Source organism: Streptomyces angustmyceticus (genome assembly GCF_040701845.1).
Taxonomy (GTDB): Bacteria; Actinomycetota; Actinomycetes; order Streptomycetales; family Streptomycetaceae; genus Streptomyces; species Streptomyces angustmyceticus_A.
The window spans coordinates 59,505-83,719 of the sequence record NZ_JBFBHQ010000012.1; the positions used below are offsets into that span (position 1 = coordinate 59,505).

A 24,215-nucleotide genomic window follows, 5' to 3' on the forward strand; every position below is an offset into this window, starting at 1 on the left:
CCCCGGCCCTCGCCTCAGTCCTCGCCGACCTGGCTCAGCCGGTCGTCGCCCAGCTTGCGCTGGGTGTCCTGGAGCAGGATCCGCAGCAGACCGGCGAGCTGCTCCTGCTGTCCGGGGGTGAGGCCGTCGATCAACTCGGCCTCGCGGTGGAGCACCTGGTCGACGGTCGCCTCGATCCGCTCGTGGCCGGCCGGGGTCAGCGCGACCAGGACGGTGCGCGGGCGCCCCTCGCCGGGCCGCCGGGTGACCAGGCCCTCGCGCTCCGCGCGGGCCACCCGCTGGGAGACCGCCCCGGCGGTGATCAGGGAGCGGCGGCCGAGCTCGCGCGTCGTCAGGGTGTACGGCTCGCCGCTGCGGCGCAGCACGCTGAGCAGGTCGAGGGTGGCCGGGTCCATCCCCGCGCGGGCCAGTACCCGCCGCCGGTCGTCGCCCAGCAGCTTCGCCAGCCGCCAGATCGGCGTCACGATGCCGATGGAGGAGACCGGGGTGCCGGGGCGTTCGCGCTCCCAGGCGGCGGCGATCTCGGCGACCGGGTACGCGGAGCCGGGACCGGCCGGGTGACCGGGGCCGTCCTCCGCCTCGGGTTCTCTTGCCACGGGCCCTCCCTGCGATGTTATGTTCAGCTCTAAATTTAGGCCTGAACGTGATGACGGGAGCTCAGCATATGCCACGCACCATCCTGGTCACCGGCGGCGGAACCGGCATCGGACGCGCCGTCGCCCACCACTTCGCCGACGCCGGCGACGACGTCATCGTCACCGGCCGCCGCCCCGGCCCCCTCGACGAGACCGCGGCCGGCCGCCGGAGGGTCCGCCCGCTGGTGTGCGACCACGCCGACCCCGCGGCGCTCACCGCGCTGCTCGACGCCCTCCCCGACCGGATCGACGTCCTGGTCAACAACGCCGGCGGCAACACCGACCTCGACGCGGACGGCGCCACCGACCTGGCGGCCTGCGCCAGGGACTTCCGCGCCAACCTCGACGCGAACCTGCTCAGCGCCGTGCTGACCACCAAGGCGGTGGACGACCGGCTGGCGGCCGGCGGCGCGGTGGTCCACCTGGGCTCGATCGCCGCCGACCACGGCAACGGCGCCTACGGAGCGGCCAAGGCCGGTCTCGCCTCCTGGAACATCGGCCTGTCCCGGACGCTCGGCCCCCGCGACATCACCGCCAACGTCGTCTCGCCCGGCTACATCGCCGACACCGACTTCTTCCGCGACCGGCTCACCGACGAGCGCCGCGACCACCTGGTGACCGCCTCGGCGGTCGGCCGCGCCGGCTCCCCGGACGACATCGCGGGGACCGTGGCCTTCCTGGCCTCACCGGCGGCCCGGCACATCACCGGCCAGGTACTGAACGTCAACGGCGGTACCCGCGGCACCCGTTGACGCCTCCCGGGGCGGTGCGCCGGGCCGCGGCAGGCCGGCTACGCGCCGTCGTCCTCCGCGAGCCGGGCCGGGAAACCGCCGGTCGCGACCGGCCCCCAGCGCAGCGGCGTCACCCGGATCAGCGACTTGCCCTGCTGGCGCATCGCCTCCCGGTACTCGTCCCAGTCCGGGTGCTCCCCGGCGATGTTGCGGTAGTACTCGACGAGCGGCTCGATCGAGTCCGGGGCGTCGACGACCTCGGCCTCGCCGTCGATCTGCACCCACGGGCCGTTCCACTCGTCGGACAGCACGATGACGCTGACCGAGGAGACCCGGCGGGCGTTGCGGACCTTGGCGCGCTCCGGATACGTCGACATCACCAGCCGCCCGGAGTCGTCCACTCCGCAGGTCAGCGGCGAGCCCTGCGGGGTGCCGTCGCCGCGCCGGGTGAGCAGGATCGCGCGGTGACGGGGGCGGACGAACTCCAGCAGCTCGGGCAGCTCGACACGGGTGTTACGGGCGATGGAAGGGCTCATACCGGCGAGCCTAGGGGAGACACCCCCCGGGGCGTGGAGTGCGCGCACGCGAACCGCGCAGTGGACGCGCACTCACCCCCTCGCGGGTCAGCCCTTGAGGAGCTGCTTGCCGGTCGCCGCGTCCACGACCTTGCGGCCGTCCAGGGCGCTCTTGAGGTGCACCGTCACCTTGTCGGTGGCCAGTTGCTCGGTGCACATCCCCTTGGCGCTCTTCCGCTTGCCCCAGCCGGTGATCACCACAAGGTCCTTCGACTCGTGACTGCGCGCACCGAACCGGACGTCGCAGGCGCTGTGCCCGACGGTGACGGTGATCTCCCGTGCCCCCGTCGTCTTCGGGCGCTCCGCCTTCACCAGCGGCAGCAGCGCCTGCTGCCGGCCGTGGACCGGGGAGACCTTCGGCCAGTCCTGCACGATCTGATCCGCGCGCCGCTCGAACGCATCCGGCTTCTTCGGCGGCGCCGCGGGGGCCGCCTTCTGCTGGTCCTGGCCGCAGCCGGACAGGGCGACGGCGCCGGTCGTCGCCAGCGCGAGCACGGCGGTGAGGGTACGGGTGCGGGAGAGGTGGGATCCTCGCATGACATTGCCTCCTTGTGTCACGGATGGGACGTGACAGGCGCAAGTCAGGTTCCAGCCGCTTTTCGTCCCGGCCGAGGGGCCGGGGGAGACGCTCCCGCGCCCGGTCCGCCCGCGGCGAAACCGCACGGCGGGACACCGCCCGTCCCCTAGCGTCCGGGCCATGGACGCACCCCTCGAGATCACTCCCACCGTCTGGCAACTCCCCTTCCCCGTCGGCCACGTGTACGTCGTCGCGCTGCCCGACGACGGTTACGCGCTGGTCGACACCGGCCTGCCCGGCTCGGCCCCCGCCGTCCTCGACGCCCTCGCCGCGCTCGGCGGCCGGCCCGACCAGCTGCGGCAGATCGTGCTCACCCACTACCACCTCGACCACATGGGCTCCGCCGCCGACCTGGCCGACGCCACCGGCGCCCGCGTACTCGCCGGCGCCCTGGAGGCCCCGTACATCCGCGGCACCGCCCCCGAACCCACGCCCGTCCTCACCCCCGCGGAACGGTCCCTGCACGAGGGGATCATGGCCCACCTGGCGGCCACCGGGACACCGCCGCCGCGCCCCGCCGAGGTCGACACCGTCCTGCACGACGGGGACACCCTCGACGGCTGGGGGGAGCCGGTGCGGGTGCTGCACGTCCCCGGGCACACCCCCGGCGGGATCGCCCTGCACCTCCCCGAGAGCCGGCTGCTCTTCCCCGGCGACCTCATCGGCACCGACCCCGACGGCCGCCGCGCGGTCCTCGGGCCGATCAACGTCGCACGCGAGGAGGCCGTCGCGTCCTTCCGGCGGCTCGCCGCGCTCGACGACGTCGACACGGTGTGCGTGCCGCACGGCGCCCCGCTCCGCACCGGCGCCCGGGACATCCTGGCCGCGGCCACGCCGGACACGGACTGGCGTTGAGCGGTGCCCGCGCGGGGCGCGGCGCGGCCCCCGCGCCTGCCCGCCCGGGTAATCTCGCGCGGGTGCCGGCCGGCCGGGGACATCGGCAGGCGGCGCGCACGGGATGCGAGGAGAGGCACGGGCATGCAGCTGCACACCCACGAATGGGGCACCGGCGAGCGGACCGCGGTGCTGGTCCACGGGCTGATGTCCGATCACCGCACCTGGCACCGCGTCGCGCCGGCGCTGGCCGACCGGGGCTACCGCGTCCTCGCCGTCGACCTGCGCGGCCACGGCCGCAGCCCGCGCGGCGACTACAGCACCGAGCTGTTCGCCGAGGACCTCGTGGAGACCCTGCCCGCCGGCCCCGAGGTCGTCATCGGGCATTCGCTGGGCGGTCTGGCGCTGTCCCTGGCCGTGGAGCGGCTGCAGCCGCGGCGGGCGGTCTACAGCGATCCGGCGTGGTCGTTCCCCCAGTTCCAGGAGCCGGTCGACCCGGCCCTGTTCCTCGCGTTCAAGAGGGCCGACCGGGCGATGCTGCGCACCTTCAACCCGCGCTGGGACGACACCGATCTCGACCTCGAACTGGCCACCGTCGCGGAATGGGACACCGCCACCGCCCTGGCGCTGTCCGCCGTGCACCGCGAGGACCATGTGCCCGAGAAGGCGGTCGTCCCCTCGCTGGTGCAGTTCGCGGGGGAGGGCTTCCTCTTCTCCGAACAGGCGGCGGACGAGCTGACCGGCCGCGGCTTCGAGGTCCGCACGGTCCGGGGCGCCGGCCACACCATCCACCGCGATGACTTCGACGGCTTCATGGCGGGGCTGGACGGGTGGGTCTAGGGCAGCACGCTCCCGGCCGGCGGGTCCCGGGGAAGCGCGTCCCGGAGCGGCGCGCCCCGGAGTAACGCGCCGCGGGGCGCGGCGCCAGGGGAAGCGGCCGTCGCCCCGTCACGTATCGCAGTCCAGCAGCGTCTTGCACAGTCCGCAGCGGGCCTGCAGGCGGCCGCGGACCGGGACGCGGATCCGCTGGTGGCAGGCGGGGCAGCGGAAGGACACCCGCGGCGGCGGGCCGCTCTCGAAGGCGTAGTCGGCGGTGGCGGGCGGCCGGCCGGCGCGCCGCGGATCCTGGGCCGCCCGGCGGTCCTTGGCGTAGCGCAGCCGGGCGGACCAGCCCGCGGCGGCGAGCGGTGGCCGGCGCGCGTCGCGGCGGGCCCGTGCCGCGCCCGCCGTGTACGCGTCGTACGCCTGCGGGCTGGTGAACCACGGCGACGGGTCCTCGCCGAAGAAGTCGGCCCGCTGCGCGAGGACATAGCCGAACTCCTCCGGCGTCAGATAGCCGAGCTTCTGCGAGAACGGGCCGTGCTCGCGGTAGGCGTCCAGCAGCAGCCAGCCCGCACCGAGGTACGCGGCGGCGGTGTCGGTGAGGATCTCGTTGTCGCGGGTGCCGGGGAACGACAGGTCCAGGCGGTGCAGATACAGGTGCATCACCTCATGGGCCAGGGCGGCGCCGATGTCCTTGCGGTGCCTCTTGAAGCGGTCGTTGAGTTCGATGAAGTACTCGGTGCCCGCGGTGAGTTCGACCGCGGCCGCGTGCTCCATCTCCCGGAAGGTGATGACGGTCCTGGCGTCCGGCAGATGCAGCTGCCGGACCATGGCGCGGGCGACCCGCTGCGCGCCCAGGTGCAGGTCCTCGGTGTCGTCGAAGGCCACGTCGACCGGCAGCACGCTGGTGGCGAAGGTGCTCATCGTGTCGTACGAGAGGCGTTTGAACAGCGCGTGGACGGCCTCGTGCACCGTGTCGAGATGAGGGTATCCGTGCTCGATGTCCCTGCCGCCCGTGGTCACCCGGCCACTGTACGGCGGGCCGGGAAGGTCCGGTATGGGCCGTACGGGGCGTGTGTGGCACGGGAGTTGGCCGGATGCGCACCCTTGTCACTCTGATCGGACACTCCACATAATCACAGGGCGCTCAACGGACTCATCCCCCACTGGGTCCGGACGCCTCATGGCGTGCTGCCGTCCTCCACGCACTCTTCCGCGGCGGCCACGTCCGGCTCCGGTGTTGGCATGGGCTCGTCATCGACGTGCAACCCCCCACGAAAGGAAGCCCGTTGCGCAGCTACCGGAAGCTCCTCAGCAGATCCACTGCCCTCGGCGCCGTCGCCCTGGCAGCCTTCAGCCTCCAGCCCGGCTCGGCCTCGGCCGCCCCCTCTCCGGGCCCCTCCGGCTCCGTCCACACCAAGGTCGTCGGCGGCACCAAGGCCGACCAGGGCGAATTCCCGTTCATGGTCCGCCTGTCGATGGGCTGCGGCGGCGCGCTGTACGCCAAGGACATCGTGCTCACCGCGGCGCACTGCGTCGACGGCAGCGGCGACAACACCTCCATCACCGCCACCGCGGGCGTGGTCGACCTGGAGGACTCCGCCGGCGTCAAGGTCAACTCCACCAAGGTCCTGCAGGCGCCCGGCTACAACGGCAAGGGCAAGGACTGGGCGCTCATCAAGCTCGCCAAGCCCGTCGACCAGCCCACCCTGAAGATCGCCGAGAACGACAAGCTCAACAACGGCGACTTCACCATCGCCGGCTGGGGCGCCGAGAAGGAAGGCGGCTCCCAGCAGCGCTACCTCCTCAAGGCCACCGTGCCGTTCGTCGACGACGCCGCCTGCCAGAAGGCCTACGGCGACCAGCTGACACCCGGCGACGAGATCTGCGCCGGCAAGCTGGACACCGGCGGTACCGACACCTGCCAGGGCGACTCCGGCGGCCCGATGTTCCGCAAGGACGACGCCGGGCAGTGGCTCCAGGTCGGCATCGTCTCCTGGGGCGAGGGCTGCGCACGGCCCGGCAAGCCCGGTGTCTACAGCGAGGTGAGCACCTTCGCCGCGGACATCAAGAAGGCCGCCGGCGAGCTGGGCGGCTGACCGCACCGCGCACACCGAGGGCCCGGGGAGCGCTCCCCGGGCCCTTCGCCGGTCCCGGGTCCCCGACCTTGGTCCGGGCCCTTGGTCCCGGCACGCCACGGCCTTTGGTCCGTCCGATCCGGGACCAAGCTCGTTCCCGCGGCCGGGCCTTGTGCCGTCACGGATGACCGGACGGCCTATGGGCGGCCCCGCCACGGCTTCCTACGGTGAACGGTATGACCACCGAGCCCCGCCCCCGACCCCCGGCACACGACCGCGACCGCCGTACGACGGTCCTCGCCGCACTGCTCCTCGCCGCCTCCGCCGCGACCCTCGCCTATGTGCTGCTCGGCGGCGCCCACGACCCCGTCGAGCTGCCGTCCGACGAGCCCTCGAACGCGGCCCGGGGCTGACCGGCGCGGCCCGGCGCCGGTCCGGACGTGTCATGCCGCGGCCCGTGAGCACGCCGGGCACAGGGGCGGACCCGGACCCGGGACCCCGAGGGCGCCGAGGAGGAACGACATGCCGATCAGTGTGGTGATCGCGGACGACCAGGAAGTCGTCCGGATGGGCTTCCGGATGGTCCTGGAGAGCCAGGACGACATCCAGGTCCTCGCCGACGTCACCGACGGGGAGGCCGCCCTCGACGCCGTCGACCGGCTGCGCCCCGACGTGCTGCTGCTCGACATCCGGATGCCCCGGACCGACGGCCTGGAGGTCACCCGCCGGCTGACCGGGCGCACCGCCGGCCGCCCCGAGCGCGAGCACACCCCCCGCATCGTCATCGTCACCACCTTCGACCTCGACGAATATGTGCACGCCGCGCTGCACGGCGGCGCCTCGGGCTTCCTCCTCAAGGACGCCAGCCCCGCGCTGCTCGTGGAGGCCGTGCGGGCCGCGGCCGCCGGCCACTCGCTGCTCTCGCCCGCGGTCACCGCCCGGCTGCTGCACGACCTGGCCCCGGCGCACCGTACGGGCCGGGCGGCGCGCACCCCCTCCGAGCCGCTCACCGACCGCGAACGCGACGTCGTCCAGGCGCTGGCCGGCGGCCGGACCAACGCCGAGATCGCCGGCGCCCTGTACCTGTCGCTGTCCACGGTCAAGTCCCATCTGGCGAACGTGCAGACCAAGCTGGACGCCCGCAACCGGGTCGAGGTCGCCTTCTGGGCCTGGCAGAGCGGCCTGTCCTCCGGCAGCTCGTGACCGAGCACGGCGCGGGCACCGGCATACGGCGGGTCCCGGGCGGCGGGTCCGGGCGCGCCCGGCGGGACGCCCCCAGGAGCCGGCCGGCGCGGTGGGCGGACGCCCATCCGCGAGAAGCCGTCGCCGCCCGGGCCGCACTGGCGGTGGCGCTGCTGCTCCTCGTCGGGTTCGAGGCCCTGGCGACGGCCCGCCGGCCCACCGGCCCGCACCTGGTCGTGGTGGCCGCCGGCCTCGTGGTCTGCCTGTGCGCCGTGCCCGCCGCCCGGATTCCGCCGGCCGCCCGCGCCGGCACCGCCGCCGCGGTCTCCCTCAGCGCGTCGGCGGTGCTGATCGCCGGGCAGCACGCGCGGGAGGTGTGGGGCCTGGGCGAGGGCATCGCCCTGCTCGTCCTGCTCACCTCCGTGATCCGCCGCGCCCCCGGCCGCACCGCCGCCGTCCTCGGCCCGCTGCTGGGCCTGGCCTGCGTCCTCGCCCCGCTGCGGGACGTCCGGCCGGGCCTGTTCACCGTCGTCTCCGCCGTGCTCACCGTGGTCGTCGCCGCGTACTCCACGATCCTGCGCCGGCAGGACGCCCGGCGGCTGCGCGACCTCGCCGCCGTCCGGGCCGCCGAGCGCCTGGAACTGGCGCGGGAGCTGCACGACCTGGTCGCCCACCACGTCACCGGCATCGTCGTCCAGGCCCGCGCCGCCCGCTTCACCGCCCTCGACGGCCGGCAGGCCGGCCCCACCCTCGAACGGATCGAGGCCTCCGGCAGCGAGGCGCTGGGCGCGATGCGCCGGCTGGTGCGGGTGCTGCGCGAGGACGGGGCGCACCCCCAGCCGGTCGCCGGGCTCGCCGAGGTCTGCGCACTGACCGAGGCCTTCGCCCGCGCCGGCCCGCCGGTCGTCCTCTCCCTCGACAAGGGCCTGGCCGAGGCGCTGCCCGACGATGTGGCCGCGGCGGTCTACCGCATCGTGCGCGAGGCGCTGACCAACGTCCGCAAGCACGCGGCGGACGCCACGGCGGTGCGGATCGGCCTGCGGTCCGTCCCCTTCGGCGCGGAGCTGCGCATCGCCAACGACGGCGGCAGCCCGGCCCGCCTGTGCGAACAGGCCCGCGGCGGCGGCTTCGGCCTGGCCGGACTCACCGAGCGGGCCGAGGCGATGGGCGGCCGGCTCCTCGCGGGCCCCGCCGCCGAGGGCGGCTGGGAACTCACCGCCGTACTGCCCCTCGACGGCGGGGCGACGGCCTGACGGCACCACCGGTCGGTGGCGGCAGCGGCCCCGGGCCCGCCGGCCTCCCACGGCCCCGCATTCCCGCCGCCCCGGCCCGCCCACATCTGTCCAACACCTGCCCCTCCTTTGTCCATAGGCGCACCACCCGCACGCGCAGCACGCTGTCCGCCGACAGGCAGTGCAGGCACGAAGGAGGACAGCGCGCGTGAACGAACAGACAGGCGCCCCGCGCGGGCCCAGCCGCCGACAGGTCGTCGCCGCCACCGCGCTCGCCGGGGCCGCCGGCGCCCTCCCGCTCGGCGCGCACCCCGCACTCGCCGCACCCCGTGCCGGCGAGGCGGTGCTCCGGTCCGACGTGCTGGAGGTCCGCGTCGACACCGCCTTTCCCCGCATCGTCTCCTACACCGACCGCGGCACCGGCGCCGTCCTGCACGGCCAGGCCGCCCCCGTCACCGAGGTCCTCGTCGACGGCACCGCCCACACCCCCCACGTCACCCACCGCACCCGCGCCGACCGCGCCACCTACACCCTCGGCTTCGACGGCGGCACCACGCTCACCGTCGAGATCGCCGTCCGGGACGACCGCACGACCTGGCGGGTCACCGACATCACCGACACCCCGGCGCTGCGCGTCGGCACCCTGGAGATCCCCGGGCTCGCGCTGCTGAGCGTCCGCAGCGACCAGCCCGGTGCCGCCCTGCTGGCCGCCCGGATCGAACTCGACAAGGCCAAGAGCGGCGACACCCTGGTCCAGGTCACCGACACCACCCCCGTTGACGCCGCACCCACGGGATGCGCCTACGCCGTCGTCGCCACCGACGCCCTGGCCGCCGCCGTCGAGACCAACACCTGCTACGACAAGCCCGCCGGCGCCACCACCTGGGAGAACGGCCGCCTGTGGCGGCAGACCGCCACAGGCGACGGCTTCGTCGAGGCCCGGCTGTCCTGCGGCCAGTGGACCCACCGGGCGGCCGGACAGCCTGTGGACGCCACCGACCCGCTGCCGTACGCGACCGTCATCGTCACCCGCGACCGCAACGGCGACGGCAGGGCCGACTGGCAGGACGCCGCCATCGCCCTGCGCGACATCATGGTCATGCCGCTGGGCGCCGGGGAACAGCACCTGCGGGTCGTCCCGCACATCCCGTTCAACTTCGCCAGCCAGGCCACCAACCCGTTCCTCGCCACCCTCGACCACATCAAGCGGATCGCCCTGGCCACCGACGGGCTGCGGCAGTTCACCCTCCTCAAGGGCTACCAGTCCGAAGGCCACGACTCCGCCCACCCCGACTACGGCGGCAACTACAACACCCGGGCCGGCGGCCTCGCCGACCTCAACACCCTGCTCCGTGCCGGCAAGAAGTGGAACAGCGACTTCGCGGTGCACGTCAACGCCACCGAGTCCTACCCCGTCGCCCACGCCTTCTCCGAGCAGCTGGTCGACAAGGACGACGAGCAGTGGGACTGGCTCGACCAGTCCTACCGCATCGACGCCCGCCGCGACCTGGTCTCCGGCGACATCGCCCGGCGCTTCGCGCAACTGCGCAAGGAGACCGACCCCGCGCTCGACACCCTCTACCTCGACGTCTTCCGCGAGTCCGGCTGGAACTCCGACCGGCTCCAGCGCCACCTGCGCGACCAGGGCTGGCAGATCGCCACCGAATGGGGCCACGGCCTGGAACGCTCCGCCCTGTGGTCGCACTGGGCGAACGAGACCGACTACGGCCCCGACACCTCCCGCGGCATCAACTCCCAGCTGATCCGCTTCCTGCGCCACCACCACAAGGACGTCTTCGCCGACAAATGGCCCACCCTGCTCGGCAACCCCCGGATGGGCAACTTCGAGGGCTGGGTGGGCAAGACCGACTGGAACGCGTTCCACACGATCATCTGGACCGAGGCGCTGCCCGCCAAATACCTCCAGGCGTACCCGATCAGGACCTGGGGCCCGCACGAGATCACCTTCGAGGGCCCCACGGGCACCACCGTCAGCGACGCCGGCGGCACCCGCAAGATCACCACCGACGGCCGGCCGGTCTACGACGACGGCACCTACCTGCTCCCCTGGGAACCCCGCCGGGCCACCGACCCGCACCGGCTCTACCACTACAACCCACACGGCGGCACCACCACCTGGACCCTGCCCCGCGGCTGGACGGACACCGCGGCCGTCCACGCCTACCGCCTCACCGACCAGGGCCGCGCCGACGAGACCCGGATCCCCGTCCACGGCGGCAGGATCACCCTCACCGCCCGGCCCGGCGTGGCCTACGTCGTCCACCGCACCAAGGCCCCCGCCCCGAAGGACCCCCACTGGGGCGAGGGCACACCCCTGACCGACCCCGGCTTCCACTCCGGCAACCTGGCCGGCCGGCAGGTCACCGGCCCGGCCTCCGTCCGGCTCAGCGCCCGGGGCGACTACGAACTGGTCATCGGCGCGGGCGCCGCCGCCCGCGTCGCCCAGAAACTCGCCCGCCTCGCCCCCGGCAGCTACGCCGCCTCCGTCCAGGTCGAGGTCGGCGCCACGGCGGGCGAACGACGGCGGGCCGCCCTGGAGATCCGCACCGCCGACGGCGTCACCGCCGCCAACTGGACCGACACCTCCACCGCGGGCAACCACGTCGCCGCCGACCGCAAGTCCGGCACCCGCTTCCAGCGCCTCTTCACGCACTTCACCGTCCCCGCGGGCGGCGGCCCGGTCACCCTCGCCCTGACCGCCGCGGCGGGCCGGGCCCGGGTCCGGTTCGACAACCTCCGCGTCGTACCCGCCAGGGCCACCACCAAGAAGGGCGCCCTGGCCTACGAGGACTTCGAGCACGTGCCCCAGGGCTGGGGCGTCTTCGTCAAGGGCGACGCGGGCGGCAGCACCGACCCCCGCACCCATATCGCCCAGCGGCACGCCCCGTTCACCCGGCGCGGCTGGAACGGCAAGGCCGTCGACGACGTCATCGACGGCGGCCAGTCGCTCAAATCACGCGGCGAGAACACCGGACTCGTCTACCGGACCCTGCCGCACACCGTCCGCTTCGCCCCCGGCCGCCGCTACCGCGTCACCTTCCGCTACGAGAACGAGAAAGCCGGCCAGTACGCCTGGGTCACCGCCGTCGACACCCCCGCGCCCCGCGAACTGACCCGCACCCCCCTGCCCGTCGCCACCCACCCCGCCACCCACACCTACGAGTTCACCGCACCGGCCGACGGCGAGGCCTGGGTGGGGCTGCGCAAGGTGGCCGACGACGGGACCGCGGAGTTCGTCCTGGACACCTTCGAGGTCCGCGAGCTCTGAACCACGGGGCCCACGGGCCCTCAGCGCCCGCCCGCGCAGGGATACAGACCGGGCGCCCCCGCCTCGTCCCCCACCAGGGCCGGGGCGCCCTCCCACTCCCACAACAGCAGCTCATTGGCGCCCTCGCGCAGCACCGGACCCGGCACATACAGCGTCCGCTGCGGCCCGAGGGCCCAATAGCGCCCCAGGCAGAAACCGTTGATCCAGGCGAACCCATGGCTCCACCCCGGCAGCGCAAGATCCGCGTCACCGGGCCGCCCGGCCACCGTCACCGTCCCCCGGTACAGCCCCGGGGCCCCCGCCGCCTCCTCCACCGCCCGGAACGGCACCTTCGCCAGCGCCCCCGCCTCCTCCATCGCGTCCAGCCGCAGCCCCCGCGACCGGACACCGTGCAGGAACTGCCGCTCGTGCAGCAGCCCGCCCGTGATCCCCTTCGACTCGCCCAGCCGGGGGCCGTAGTTGACCCGCCCCAGCGACGCCACCCACACCTCCACCGACGCGGGCCCGGCCACCTCCCCGAGCACGGCGTCCTCGGTGTCCACCACCGGCCCGCGCACCCCGTCGACCCACACCACCGCCCGGTCCCGCAGCCCGCTCACCCGCAGCGGCCGCGGAGCACGCGGCCCCGGCACCTCGACCCGGTAGCGGACCACACCCCGGTCCACCCCCAGCTCCTCGAAGGTCGCCGGCACGCCCCCCTCGACCTCCGCACCGCCCAGTGCCTCCATCACCTCTCCGGCACCGGCCCACTCGCCGACCACCGCACGCACCGGCTCCGCCAGCACCCGCAACGGCTCCGGCACCCGCGGCAGCGGCCCGTCCGCCCACTCGGCGAGCACCTCCCGGAACCGCCAGAACTTCTCCGTGGGACGGCCGCGTTCATCGACCGGCGCCCCGTAGTCGTACGAGGTGACCGTCGACCGCAGCGCCCCGTCATGCAGCTCCCCGGCCCGGTTCGCCCCCGCCCACCCGCCGAAATTCGTCCCGCCGTGCGCCATGTAGAGGTTGACCGACGCACCGCACTCCAGGATCTCCCGCAGCGCCGCCGCGGCATCCTCCGGAGCACGCGGCACCTGGCTCCGCCCCCAGTGCGCGAACCAGCCGCACCAGAACTCCATACACATCAGCGGCCCCTGGGCCTGATGGCGCCGCAGCGCCGCCAGCGCCTCCCGGGCCCCGGAACCGAAATTGGCCGTGGCCGGCAGACCCGGCACCGAACCACCGCTGAGCATGTGGTCCTCGGGCCCGTCCGACGTGAACAGCGGCACCCGCACCCCCAGCGCCCGCAACCGCTCCACGAGATGCGCCAGATACGTGCCGTCGCTGCCGTACGAGCCGTACTCGTTCTCCGCCTGCACCATGATCACCGGGCCGCCGGCCCCGCACTGCCGCGCCACCACCTGCGGCACCAGCCGCGCGAACCAGGCATCCACGGCCCGCAGAAACACCGCGTCCCGGGTCCGCACCCGCCGCCCCAACGGCCCGGTCAGCCACTGCGGCAACCCGCCGTTCTCCCACTCCGCGCAGATGTACGGACCCGGCCGCACGATCGCCCACAGCCCCGCCGCCCGCACCGCGTCCAGGAACCGCCCCAACGCCTCCGGATCCCTGAACTCGCCCGGCCGCGGCTCGTGCAGGTTCCACGGCACATAGGTCTCCACGCAGTTCAGGCCCATCGCCCGGAGCATCGCCAGCCGGTGGTCCCACTGCGCCTCGTGCACCCGGAAGTAGTGCAGCGCCCCGGACAGCAGCCGCACCGGCCGCCCGTCCAGCACGAAGTCCCGCTCGCCCACCTCGAACTGCGTCACGCCACCCGCCCCTGTGTCGTCTCCCGCGCGCCACCGACCGGAAGCGCCCGCTCCCCGGCCACCCTTGCCCTCTGGCGGTGTGACGGTCCATGGACAAAGATCGATCGTGATTGGACGGTTCGACGAAGCGGTACGGAGAGGTACGGGCATGTACCACACCTGGATGCGCTACTTCACCCCGAGCCCGGTCCACCACCGGCTCGGCCTGGTGTGCCTGGGGGTCGGCCTCCAGCACGGCACCCTGCCCACGGTCGGGCCGCGCACCCTCGACCACCACGTCGCCATCGTCATCAGCGCCGGCCGCGGCTGGTTCACCACCCCCGACGGCCACCGCCGCACGGTGACCGCACCCGCCCTCCTGTGGATCATGCCGGGGGTGCCGCACCACTACGGCGCCGACCCGGACACCGGCTGGGACGAGAGCTTCGTCGACTTCACCGGGCCGGCCACCGCCACCTACACCGAACTCGGCTACATCGAACCCGACCGCCCCCTCGTCCCCCTCGCGGACACCGGCCCCGCCCGGACCGCCATCGGACGGATCGCCCGCGCGGCGCGGCGCGGCAACCCCCTGCTGGAAGTGGAGACCTCGGCCGCGGTCCACGAACTCCTCGTCGCCCTGCGCAGGGCACGCGCCGACACCGACGCCGACGGCGACCCGGTCCTCCAGGCGCTCGCCCGCGACGCGTTCCTGCCCCTCTCGGTCGCCGAACACGCCGCCCGGCACGGCATGACCGCCACCGAACTCCGCACCGCCGTACGACGCGGCGCCGGCTGCAGCCCCAAGGACTACCTGCTGGGCATCCGCCTGGGCCGCGCGAAGGAACTCCTGGTCGGAACCGAACTCCCGGTGGCAGCCGTGGCCCGCCGGGTCGGCTACGACGACCCCGCCTACTTCAGCCGCCTCTTCACCCGCCGCGTCGGCACCGCCCCCGTACGCTTCCGCGACCGCCAGATCCGCAACGTCCCCGGCGGCTGGTCCACCCAGATCCCCGACCCGGACGACCCGCCGTTGGTCAGCGGGTGGAACGGTTGACGGGGTGGCGCGTTGTGTGTGGCTGGGGCCGGGCACGGGGTCGCTTCGCTGTGTGCTCTTGGTGCGGGTTGCCGGTGGCTGGGGCCGTTTCGCCCAGGCGCCGTGGGTGGTGGGTCGGAGGGGACGCCCGGTACCCCGTCCTCGGCGCGGGCGCATCTGGTACGTGGGAGAGATCGGCCCGGCGTCCGCTCCGGTCCTGCGGGCGGGGCACCGGACATCCCCTCCGACCGCCGCACGTCGGCGGCCGTCCCGCCGTACCGAGCACCGTTACGGCACCGAACGCCCGCCCCTTGGCAGGAAGCTGGTCGGGGGCACCGGTTTCCGGCCGCCCAGCGCAGTCGTCATCCGGCCGGGCGCGCGGCGGGCGAGGCTTGGCCGGGGCCGACGCGTGGATCGGTGAGGGACGGTGGCACCGGGCCGCGGTCGGCAACGGGCGTAGGTCGGAGGGGATGTACCGGGACCCGCCCGCAGGACCGGAGCGGACGCCGGGCGATTCTGTGCCACGTACCAGGGCCGCCCGCGCCGTGGGGGCACCTCCCGGCCGAAGGCTGGGGGAGGGTGCCGGTGCGTCCCCTCCGGCCCCCGCGGCCACCACCGGACCCGCAACACCCGGCCCCCACCAACCAGCCACGGCACACACGGGCCACCCCGTACAAGCCCTCACGGGCCAACCGACGACACCGAGGCCCGGCACAACGGCGCCCCAAAGGGGCGCGGGGAACTGCGCGCCCAGCCACAACGCACCCGCACCCGCACCGCCCGCCCACCACCCCCAGATCAGGGATGCACCGCCCACCGGCGTTACGGCAGCATGACGTCATGCCCGCACTGCAGCGCGACGAGGCGCAGACCCGGTCCCAGCTCATCGACGTCCACCGTTACGACATCGCCCTCGACCTCACCCAAGGCGAGGACCGCTTCGGATCCCGTACGGTCATCCACTTCACCGCGCACGCAGAAGGCGACACCTTCGTCGAGGTCAAACCGGCCGAGCTGCACTCCGCCACCCTCGACGGCTACCCCCTCGACCCCGCGGCCCTCGACGGCAACCGCCTCCCGCTCACGGGCCTCACCCCCGGCGCCCACGAACTGCGCCTGGACGCCACCATGCGCTTCTCCCGCACCGGCGAAGGCATGCACCGCTTCACCGACCCGGCCGACGGCGAGACGTACGTCTACACCCAGCTGTTCATGGAGGACGTCCAGCGCGTCTTCGCCGCCTTCGACCAGCCGGACCTCAAGGCCGTCTTCGCCCTCACCGTCACCGCCCCCACCGACTGGACGGTCCTCGGCAACGGCATCGCCACCCAGCGCGACCCCGGCCACTGGACCCTCGCCCCCACCCCCCTGATCAGCACCTACCTCGTCGCCGTCGCCGCCGGCCCCTGGCACTCCGTACGCACCGAACACGCCGGCCTGCCCTTCGGCATCCACTGCCGCCGCTCCCTGGCCCCGCACCTCGACGCCGACGCCGACGAGATCCTCGACCTCACCCGCCGCTGCTTCGACCGCTACCACGAGATCTTCGACGAGCCCTACCCCTTCGACTCCTACGACCAGGCCTTCGTCCCCGAGTTCAACGCCAGCGCCATGGAGAACCCCGGCCTGGTCACCTTCCGGGACGAGTTCGTCTTCCGCTCCGCCGTCACCGACACCGAACGCCAGACCCGCGGCATGGTCATCTCCCACGAGATGGCCCACATGTGGTTCGGCGACCTCGTCACCCTCCGGTGGTGGGACGACATCTGGCTGAACGAGTCGTTCGCCGAATACATGGGCTACCAGGTCCTGGCCGAGGCGACCCGCTTCACGGACACCTGGACCGACTTCGCGATCGCGCGCAAGGGCTGGGGCTACGACGCCGACCAGCGCCCCTCCACCCACCCCGTCGCCCCGGCCCCCGAGGACGTCACCGACACCGCCTCCGCGCTCCTCAACTTCGACGGCATCTCCTACGCCAAGGGCGCCTCCGCCCTGCGCCAACTCGTCGCCTGGATGGGGGAGAAGGCGTTCCTCGCCGGCATCAACGACCACTTCGCCCGGCACCGCTTCGGCAACGCCACCCTCGCCGACTTCATCGACTCCCTCTCCCGCGCGACCGACCGCGACGTCCACGCCTGGGCCGAGCGCTGGCTGCGCACCACCGGGGTCGACACCCTGACCCCCGTCGTCACGGAGGGCCCGGACGGCCGCTGGAGCGTCTCCGTCGAACAGGCCGGAAGCGAACAGGCCGGAAGCGCACAGGCCGGAAGCGGGCAGACCGGCGTCGAACGAGCCGCAACCGCACAGGCCGCGGGCCCGCAGCCCGGCACCCGCCCGCACCGGCTCACCATCGGCCTCTACGACCACGACCGCACCGCCCCGGGCCGCCTGCTCCCGCGCGAGCCGCTGTCCTGGGACGTGCCCGACGGCGGCGGCCACTCCGGCACGGGCGGCCGCCCCGCCCTGCTGCTCCTCAACGACCAGGACCTCACCTACGCCAAGGTCCGCCTCGACCCCGTCTCCTGGGACACCGCGCTCGGCGCACTGTCCGGCCTGCCCGACCCGCTGACCCGCGCCGTGGTGTGGAACGCCGCCCGCGACATGGTCCGCGACGGCGAACTCGCCCCCACCGCCTACCTGGACGCCGCCCGCGCCCACCTCCCGTACGAGACCGATCTCGCCGTCGTCCAGGGCGTCCTCGCCTTCGCCCGCACCCAGATCGCCGACCGCTACCTCCCCGCCACCGGGCCCGCGACCGCGCAGGTACCGGGCGGCACCCCCAGCCCGCGCCACGCCGCGCTCACCACCCTCACCGCCCTCAGCCGCGACATACTCCGCCGCACCGAAGGCCCCGAGCACGGCTCCGAGGCGGGGCTGCGGCTCACCGCCGTCCGCGCCTTCATCGACAGCGCCACCACCCCCGAGGGCATCCAGGACTGGCTCGACGACGGCAGCGTCCCCGGCGGCCCCCGCCTCGACCCCGAACTGCGCTGGCGCATCCTCGGCCGGCTCGCCACCCTCGGCGCCTCGCCGCTCGACGAGCTCCGCGCCGCCATCGACGCCGAACTCGCCCGCGACCCCAGCGCCACCGGCCGCGAGGGCGCCGCCCGCTGCCGCGCCGCGCTCCCCGACCCGGCCGCCAAACAGGCCGCCTGGGACGCCCTGTTCACCACCGACGCCGAGGAAGCGCTCTCCAACTACCTGTTCACCGCCACCGCCGCCGGCTTCTGGGCCCCCGAGCAGCTCGACCTGCTCCGCCCCTACGTCACCCGCTACTTCACCGACGTCCCCGCCCTCGCCGCCGCCCGCGGCCCCGCCCTCGCCGACGCCGCCGGCCGCTACGCCTTCCCGGCCGCCTTCGTCGAGGAGCACACCCTCCGGCTCGGCGAAACCTGCCTCGCCGACGGCGACCCGACCCCCGCCCTGCGCCGCAAGCTCATCGACCAGCTCGACGACCTGCGCCGGGCCCTGACGGTCCGCGCCGCAGCCGGCGACGCCTGACGCCCGGGGGAGTGCGTCCCGCTCCCGACCGCTCCGCAGGGCGAGCCGGCCGGGAGCGGGACGGCACCCCTCCCTGCCCCTGCCCGGGGAGCAGGGGCAGGGGGCCGGGACGGCGTGGCCAGGGGCCTCAGCCGCTGAGTCCGGACGGTTCCCACACCGAGCAGTCGTGGGCGAACAGCACACGCCGGGGGTCGAACTCGGCGAGCCGGTCCAGCCACGGCCGGTAGGGCGGAAGCGGCTGCGCCAGGCCGTCGTGTGCGGCCTGCCGGGCGAGGTGGTCCGAGGCGAACGAGGACGCGAAGTCGTGGGCCTGGCCGGCGAGGACCACCGTCCCGTCGCCTCCCTGGACCACCATCGACTGGTGCCCGTCGGTATGCCCCGGGGTGGGAACGATCCAGACCCCCGGCCAGACCTCGGCTTCGCCGCCGAGCTCCTCGTAGACCGCCCCGGGGAAGTCGACGAGCGCGTCGATCGTGTAGTCGCCCGCGCGGGCGGTGGCCAACTCCACGCTCTGCACCAGGATCGGCCTGCCGCCCAGTGAGGGGTTCCCGCCGCAGTGGTCGAAGTGCAGATGGCAGTTCACGACCAGGGAGATCTCCGCGAGCGAGGCGCCGGCCGCCGCGAGCGCACCCTCCAACGGCCGCCGCCGCGGGCGGTAGTGCGCCTCGGCCCCGGGATCTCCGGACCCGATCCCGGTGTCGAAGAGGATCAGCCCTTCCTCGCGCCGCACCAGATAGGCGAGTACGGGCTCCACCCGCGGCCGGGGGCCACCCGTCTCGGACGCGGGCCGGACGAAGTACCCCAGGTCGAGCCGGTGCACCGTTGCGTTCTTCTCCATCGGGCCATTCTGACGACGTGTCGAGCCCCGCGCACGGTGCTCACGGCGGACGACGACACCCGAACATCTGCGGTGCACCCGTACCACTTACGGGTGGTATGACCGCACAACAAGTGGATACACGCTGTACAGGGAAAGTAACTTAGCGCTGCCTGAGGGCTGATCCCCACGGGACAGACGCCCCAACTCCCCTGACAGAAGAGCACATTGATGCCCGTGCCCCCTGCCGGCACCGCCCTCGCAGGCGGCACCAACGGCCCCCGCGCACTCCGCCCCCTCCTCGACACCGTCCTCGACGCCCTCACCACCGGCGCCGAGCACCGCGCCGGCCCCCTCCCGCACGGCGGACCCGCCACCGTCACCCGCGCCGTACACGACGCCTGCCACCCCCTCCTGCCCGACCACGGCACCGGCCCGCACACCGCCCTGCGCACCCTCGTCCACACCCTCGCCGCCGGCGCCGCCGACCCGGCCGACCCCCACTGCGCCGCCCACCTGCACTGCCCGCCACTGGCCCTCGCCACCGCCGCCGACCTCGCCGCCTGCGCCCTCAACCCCTCCATGGACTCCTGGGACCAGGCCCCCGCCGCCTCCGCCCTCGAAACCCTCACCAGCCGCGCCCTCGCCGCGCTGGTCTACCCCCGGGCCACCGACCCCGACGCCCTGATCACCACCGGCGGCACCGAATCCAACCAGCTCGCCCTGCTCCTCGCCCGGGAAGCCGCCGCCCCCGACGCCACCGCGACCGCCCCCCACGGGCCCGCCCGCCCCCTCCAGATCGTCTGCGGCGCCAACGCCCACCACAGCATCCACCGCTCCGCCTGGCTCCTCGGCCTCCCCGAACCCGTCACCCTCCCCACACCCGACGGCATCCTCGCCCCCGACACCGTCCACAGCGCGCTGGCCGGCCTCGCCGGACGCAGCGGACCCGTCCTCCTCACCGCCACCGCCGGCACCACCGACTCCGGCGCCCTCGACCCCCTCCCCGCCCTCGCCGACCTCGCCGACCACCACGGCGCCCGCTTCCACATCGACGCCGCCTACGGCGGAGCCCTCCTCTTCAGCGACACCCACCGCGCCGCCCTGGACGGCCTCGCCCGCGCCCACACCGTCACCCTCGACCTGCACAAACTCGGCTGGCAACCCGTCGCGGCCGGCCTCCTCGCCGTCCCCGGCCCCGCCACCCTGACCCCCCTCGCCCACCAGGCCGACTACCTCAACGCCGACGACGACACCGAAGCCGGCCTCCCCGACCTGCTCAGCCGCTCACTGCGCACCACCCGCCGCCCCGACATCCTCAAGATCGCCGTCACCCTCAAGGCTCTCGGCCGCCACGGCCTCGGCGAACTCGTCGACCGGACCCTGGCCGCCGCCCAGACCCTCGCCGACCTCATCGAGGCCCACCCCCGCTACGAACTCCACTCCCGCCCCCACCTCAGCACCGTCCTCTTCCGCCCCACCGGCACCGACGACGCCACCCTCGCCACGATCCGCCGCACCCTCCTCACCGACGGCCGGGCCGTCCTGGGGCGCGCCACCACCCCCACCGGCCTCTGGCTCAAAGCCACCCTCCTCAACCCCCACACCCAACCCGGAGACCTCACCACCCTCCTCAAACTCGTGGAAGGCCACACGCCTCGATGAACGCCCCGCGCCCCGAGAACCCCCTCACCACCGACACCACCGGCCCCGACGAACCCCTCGACCTCGCGGGCATCGGCATCGGCCCCTTCAACCTCTCCCTCGCTGCCCTCGCCCACCCCCTCACCACCCTGCGCACCGCCTTCTACGACCAGCGTCCCGCCTTCCACTGGCACCCCGGCCTCCTCATCGACGGCGCCACCCTCCAAGTCCCCTTCCTCGCCGACCTGGTCACCCTCGCCGACCCCGCCAGCCCCTGGACCTTCCTCAACTACCTCAAGACCCGCGAGCGTCTCTTCCCCTTCTACTTCGCCGAGCGCTTCCACCTCCACCGCGCCGAATACGACGCCTACTGCCGCTGGGTCAGCGAAAACCTGCCGGGCCTCCACTTCGGCCACCAGATCGACGCCGTCCGCTGGAACCCCGAACGCGAGCTCTTCGAAGTCGACTTCACCCAGCTCGACGCCGACGGCGAAGCCGAAGCCCTCGGCCGCACCTACGCCCGCAACCTCGTCCTCGGCATCGGCACCACCCCCCACATCCCCGTCCCCCTCCGCCCCCTCGCCGAGTCACCCGCCGTCCCCGTCATCCACTCCGCCGACTACCTCGCCCACCGCGACACCCTCCTCGCCGCCGACCACGTCACCGTCATCGGCGCCGGCCAGTCGGGCGCCGAGATCTTCCTCGACCAGCTCCGCGCCCGCCCCGCCGGCCGCGAAGGCCTCCACTGGCTCGCCCGCACCCCCGCCTTCGCCCCCATGGAGTACAGCAAGCTCGGCCTCGAACACTTCACCCCCGACTACACCCGCTACTTCCACGCCCTGCCCGAACGCGTCCGCGACGACCTCGTCCCCGGCCAATGGCAGCTCCACAAGGCCATCGACCACGCCACCCTCGGCGCCATCCACGACGAGCTCTACCGCCGCACCCTCGACGGCGGCTGGCCCGACGCCACCCTCACCCCCGGAGTCTTCGTCCGCACCGCGGGCCGCGTCGGCACCACCAAGGTCGAACTCCACCTCGACCACACCCAGCAGGGCACCCGCTCGCGCCTCACCACCGACGCCGTCATCCTCGCCACCGGCTACCGCGAACGCCGCATGGACACCCTCCTCGCCGCCATCGACCCCTACGTACGCCGCGACTCCGGCGCGCGCCCCCGTATCGACGCGGACCACCGCCTCGTCCTCGACCCCGCCGTCACCGGCTCGGTCTACGTCCAGAACGCCGAGACCCACACCCACGGCGTGGGCACCCCCGACCTCGGCCTCGCCGCCTGGCGCAGCGCCACCATCCTCAACTCCCTCACCGGCAACACCCCCTACCCCCTCCCCACCCGCACCGCCTTCACCAGCTTCGGCCTTCCCCAGCCGTCGACGGGCCCCATGGGCAAGGTCCCCCGCCAGGGCTCCACCCTCGTTCCCCGCCACTGAGCCGCACCGCCCCGTCCGGTGCCCCCCTCACCTCGACGTTCGCGGCGCTGCCGGCAGCGGCATACGGGGACGGGGGACCACTGCGGGCGGGGGAGGAGCGGGAACCGGGGGAGGAGGCGAGGGGCGGGGAGAGCCGCGGGCACGGCCCCCCGGACGGCGCCCCGCCCCGCCCCCGGCCGCCACCGGGCTCAGAACACCGGCACCCCGTCCCGCGTCAACTTCCAGTCCACCGAGGCGAACTGCGCGGGATCGATCTGCCCGGTCTCCTGCACCCACCCGATGATGAGATTCCGGATCTCGTCCGACGTCGACCACACCTGCTCGGCGGCCGCCACATGCGGGAAATTGCCGCCCCCGCTCGCCCGGTAATTGTTCACCGCCAGAACGAACCGCGCCGCATCATCCAACGGCTTCCCGTCGAACATCAGCTTCCCGATCCGCTGCCCCGCCGGCTTCGCGATATCGACCTCGTACGAGACCCCGCTCACCACGTCATAGTTGTAATCCGGCGTACCGTCCGCATTCGTCACCGCCGACGGATCCACCGGACCACCCGCCGCCGTCCGCACGTAATACCGCACCGAGAACTCCAGATACGCCCGCACCTGCGCACCCGTCAGCACCCGTGCCTCCAGCGTGTTGTCGAACGGATACAGCGCCGCCATCGACCGGATCGTCACATCCCCCTCCGGCACCCGCGCCGTCCGCGAAAAGCACGATGCCTGCGACAACACCGGCAACGACGCGTACGCCGTCCCCGCCAGCGCCTTGCGCACCACCTCCGCCTGCACGAAGGCGATGAAATCCAGGACCGGCGTGTCCTTCACCGGCGCCTCGGCCGCCGTCATCTCCGCCTTCGACCGGCCGATCATCCGGTTCACATACGCCACGACCTTCCGGTGCTCGGCCCGCAGCAGCCCCGTGATCCGCGCGTCCTCCGCCACCGCGTTCGAGTTCAGGACCCGCGAACCGACCGACGCCACCTCCCAGCGCCCCCGATGCCACTCCACCGCCACATCGAAGAGCGTCAGCCGCTGCCCCCACTTCAGCGGCTCCGAGAGCACCACCTCCCGGCCCGACTCCTTGTTCACCACCCGCCGCTCGGGAACCTCCACATGCGCATGCCCCACCAAGATCGCATCGATCCCCGGCACCTGCTCCGCCACCAATGCCGCCGCATTCTCCACATACGGCAACTGATCCCCGTACGAGGACGTACCGCTCATACCGGAATGCGCCGCCACGATCACCACGTCCGCGCCCATCGACCGCAGCTTCGGCACCCATTTCGCCGCCTGCTCCACCAGGCCGGGAAACGCCAGCTTCCCCTGTACATGGGCCTTGTCCCAGATCGCGATCCCCGGATTCGTCAAACCCAGCACCGCCACCGTCACCGCCCGGCCCCGCGGTGAACGCAACCGCTTCAGCACATACGGCCGGAAGGCCGGCCGCAGCGACTTCGCATCGACCGCATTCGCCCCCAGCAGCGGAAATTCGCAGCTCTCCTCGAACTTCCGCAGCACCGGAATGCCGTAATTGAACTCATGATTCCCCAGTGCCGCGGCGTCATAGCCGATCGCATTCATCGCCCGCGCCATCGGATGCACCGGCCCGCCCGGATCCGTGATCGGATCCACCTTGGCGTAGTAATACGCCAACTGCGTCCCCTGAATGGTGTCGCCCGCGTCGATCAGCAGAGTATTGCGCCGGCCCTTCTCCCGCCGCACCCGGGACACCAGCGTCGAGATCTTCGCCAGGCCGACGTCGTTGTGCGCCGGGTCGTCGAACTCCGCGTCCGTGGCGTAGTCCCAGTTGAAGACATTGCCGTGCAGGTCCGTCGTGCCCATGACCGTGAAGGCGTACCGCTCCCGCCGGTGCCCGCGGCCGGCGCCCCGCCCCTCCACCGCCTCCGCCGCCGGCGCGCCCGCCGCCCCCGCGAGGGCCATTCCGGCCCCCGTCACCACGGAACGCCCCAAGAACTTCCTACGGTCGAGCGACATGCCAACTCCCTTGGATGAACG

At 73.6% G+C, this 24,215-nt stretch carries 19 protein-coding genes; 12 read left to right on the forward strand and 7 right to left on the reverse strand.

Features of this window, described 5'->3' with window-relative positions; translation table 11 throughout:
• Nucleotides 1–14: 14 nt before the first annotated feature.
• On the reverse strand, nucleotides 15–596 hold the full coding sequence (locus tag AB0411_RS23875; RefSeq protein WP_366419320.1) for a MarR family winged helix-turn-helix transcriptional regulator: 582 nt from the start codon (nucleotides 594–596) through the stop codon (nucleotides 15–17).
• Nucleotides 597–664: 68 nt separating this feature from the next.
• Here AB0411_RS23875 and AB0411_RS23880 point away from each other — a divergent pair, with 68 nt between their 5' ends.
• Nucleotides 665–1,387: an SDR family NAD(P)-dependent oxidoreductase gene (locus AB0411_RS23880; protein ID WP_366419321.1), complete on the forward strand. Its 723-nt coding sequence runs from the start codon at nucleotides 665–667 to the stop codon at nucleotides 1,385–1,387.
• 38 nt (nucleotides 1,388–1,425) lie between these two features.
• Here the strand turns inward: AB0411_RS23880 and AB0411_RS23885 are convergent, their stop codons facing one another.
• Together AB0411_RS23885 and AB0411_RS23890 are read right to left on the reverse strand one after the other, a co-directional pair.
• Nucleotides 1,426–1,902, reverse strand: a complete 477-nt coding sequence (locus AB0411_RS23885; RefSeq protein WP_366419322.1) for a PPOX class F420-dependent oxidoreductase — start codon at nucleotides 1,900–1,902, stop codon at nucleotides 1,426–1,428.
• An 87-nt stretch (nucleotides 1,903–1,989) separates the two neighbouring features.
• A complete protein-coding gene (locus AB0411_RS23890) occupies nucleotides 1,990–2,478 on the reverse strand; it encodes a hypothetical protein (protein WP_366419323.1) in 489 nt (162 codons plus the stop codon).
• 160 nt (nucleotides 2,479–2,638) lie between these two features.
• On the opposite strand from AB0411_RS23890, the gene AB0411_RS23895 reads away from it, so the two are divergent.
• Together AB0411_RS23895 and AB0411_RS23900 are read left to right on the forward strand one after the other, a co-directional pair.
• Nucleotides 2,639–3,373, forward strand: a complete 735-nt coding sequence (locus AB0411_RS23895) for an MBL fold metallo-hydrolase (RefSeq protein WP_366419324.1) — start codon at nucleotides 2,639–2,641, stop codon at nucleotides 3,371–3,373.
• A gap of 123 nt (nucleotides 3,374–3,496) precedes the next feature.
• Entirely contained in the window at nucleotides 3,497–4,192 is a 696-nt protein-coding gene (locus AB0411_RS23900; protein WP_366419325.1) for an alpha/beta fold hydrolase, read from the forward strand.
• Nucleotides 4,193–4,300: 108 nt separating this feature from the next.
• Here the strand turns inward: AB0411_RS23900 and AB0411_RS23905 are convergent, their stop codons facing one another.
• Nucleotides 4,301–5,197, reverse strand: coding sequence for a hypothetical protein (locus AB0411_RS23905; RefSeq protein ID WP_366419326.1), 897 nt, complete (start codon nucleotides 5,195–5,197; stop codon nucleotides 4,301–4,303).
• 266 nt (nucleotides 5,198–5,463) lie between these two features.
• Between AB0411_RS23905 and AB0411_RS23910 the strand changes: the two genes are divergently transcribed.
• The 5 genes from AB0411_RS23910 (at nucleotide 5,464) to AB0411_RS23930 (ending at nucleotide 11,955) form a co-directional block, all read left to right on the forward strand.
• Entirely contained in the window at nucleotides 5,464–6,273 is an 810-nt protein-coding gene (locus AB0411_RS23910) for a S1 family peptidase (RefSeq protein ID WP_366419327.1), read from the forward strand.
• Between the two features lie 215 nt (nucleotides 6,274–6,488).
• Nucleotides 6,489–6,665 carry a hypothetical protein gene (locus tag AB0411_RS23915; RefSeq protein ID WP_366419328.1) on the forward strand — a complete coding sequence of 59 codons (177 nt, stop codon included), beginning with the start codon at nucleotides 6,489–6,491 and terminating at the stop codon, nucleotides 6,663–6,665.
• A 109-nt stretch (nucleotides 6,666–6,774) separates the two neighbouring features.
• Nucleotides 6,775–7,455 (forward strand): response regulator transcription factor, encoded by a 681-nt coding sequence (locus tag AB0411_RS23920; protein ID WP_366419329.1) that lies wholly within the window; start codon nucleotides 6,775–6,777, stop codon nucleotides 7,453–7,455.
• 137 nt (nucleotides 7,456–7,592) lie between these two features.
• Nucleotides 7,593–8,687 carry a sensor histidine kinase gene (locus AB0411_RS23925; RefSeq protein ID WP_366419394.1) on the forward strand — a complete coding sequence of 365 codons (1,095 nt, stop codon included), beginning with the start codon at nucleotides 7,593–7,595 and terminating at the stop codon, nucleotides 8,685–8,687.
• 187 nt (nucleotides 8,688–8,874) lie between these two features.
• Entirely contained in the window at nucleotides 8,875–11,955 is a 3,081-nt protein-coding gene (locus AB0411_RS23930; protein WP_366419330.1) for an endo-alpha-N-acetylgalactosaminidase family protein, read from the forward strand.
• A gap of 20 nt (nucleotides 11,956–11,975) precedes the next feature.
• Here the strand turns inward: AB0411_RS23930 and AB0411_RS23935 are convergent, their stop codons facing one another.
• Nucleotides 11,976–13,763: a glycoside hydrolase family 35 protein gene (locus tag AB0411_RS23935; protein ID WP_366419331.1), complete on the reverse strand. Its 1,788-nt coding sequence runs from the start codon at nucleotides 13,761–13,763 to the stop codon at nucleotides 11,976–11,978.
• Between the two features lie 148 nt (nucleotides 13,764–13,911).
• Between AB0411_RS23935 and AB0411_RS23940 the strand changes: the two genes are divergently transcribed.
• Together AB0411_RS23940 and pepN are read left to right on the forward strand one after the other, a co-directional pair.
• Nucleotides 13,912–14,799, forward strand: coding sequence for a helix-turn-helix domain-containing protein (locus AB0411_RS23940; protein WP_366419332.1), 888 nt, complete (start codon nucleotides 13,912–13,914; stop codon nucleotides 14,797–14,799).
• 819 nt (nucleotides 14,800–15,618) lie between these two features.
• Nucleotides 15,619–18,282: an aminopeptidase N gene (pepN, locus tag AB0411_RS23945; protein WP_366419333.1), complete on the forward strand. Its 2,664-nt coding sequence runs from the start codon at nucleotides 15,619–15,621 to the stop codon at nucleotides 18,280–18,282.
• 127 nt (nucleotides 18,283–18,409) lie between these two features.
• Here pepN and AB0411_RS23950 read toward each other — a convergent pair whose 3' ends face one another.
• Nucleotides 18,410–19,120, reverse strand: a complete 711-nt coding sequence (locus tag AB0411_RS23950; protein WP_366419334.1) for an MBL fold metallo-hydrolase — start codon at nucleotides 19,118–19,120, stop codon at nucleotides 18,410–18,412.
• A gap of 210 nt (nucleotides 19,121–19,330) precedes the next feature.
• On the opposite strand from AB0411_RS23950, the gene AB0411_RS23955 reads away from it, so the two are divergent.
• On the forward strand, nucleotides 19,331–20,764 hold the full coding sequence (locus tag AB0411_RS23955; RefSeq protein WP_366419335.1) for a pyridoxal phosphate-dependent decarboxylase family protein: 1,434 nt from the start codon (nucleotides 19,331–19,333) through the stop codon (nucleotides 20,762–20,764).
• Entirely contained in the window at nucleotides 20,761–22,194 is a 1,434-nt protein-coding gene (locus tag AB0411_RS23960) for a lysine N(6)-hydroxylase/L-ornithine N(5)-oxygenase family protein (RefSeq protein WP_366419336.1), read from the forward strand. The genes AB0411_RS23955 and AB0411_RS23960 overlap by 4 nt, the downstream gene beginning before the upstream one ends.
• Before the next feature lie 188 nt (nucleotides 22,195–22,382).
• Here AB0411_RS23960 and AB0411_RS23965 read toward each other — a convergent pair whose 3' ends face one another.
• Nucleotides 22,383–24,194 carry a bifunctional metallophosphatase/5'-nucleotidase gene (locus AB0411_RS23965; protein ID WP_366419337.1) on the reverse strand — a complete coding sequence of 604 codons (1,812 nt, stop codon included), beginning with the start codon at nucleotides 24,192–24,194 and terminating at the stop codon, nucleotides 22,383–22,385.
• Between the last annotated feature and the right edge of the window lie 21 nt (nucleotides 24,195–24,215).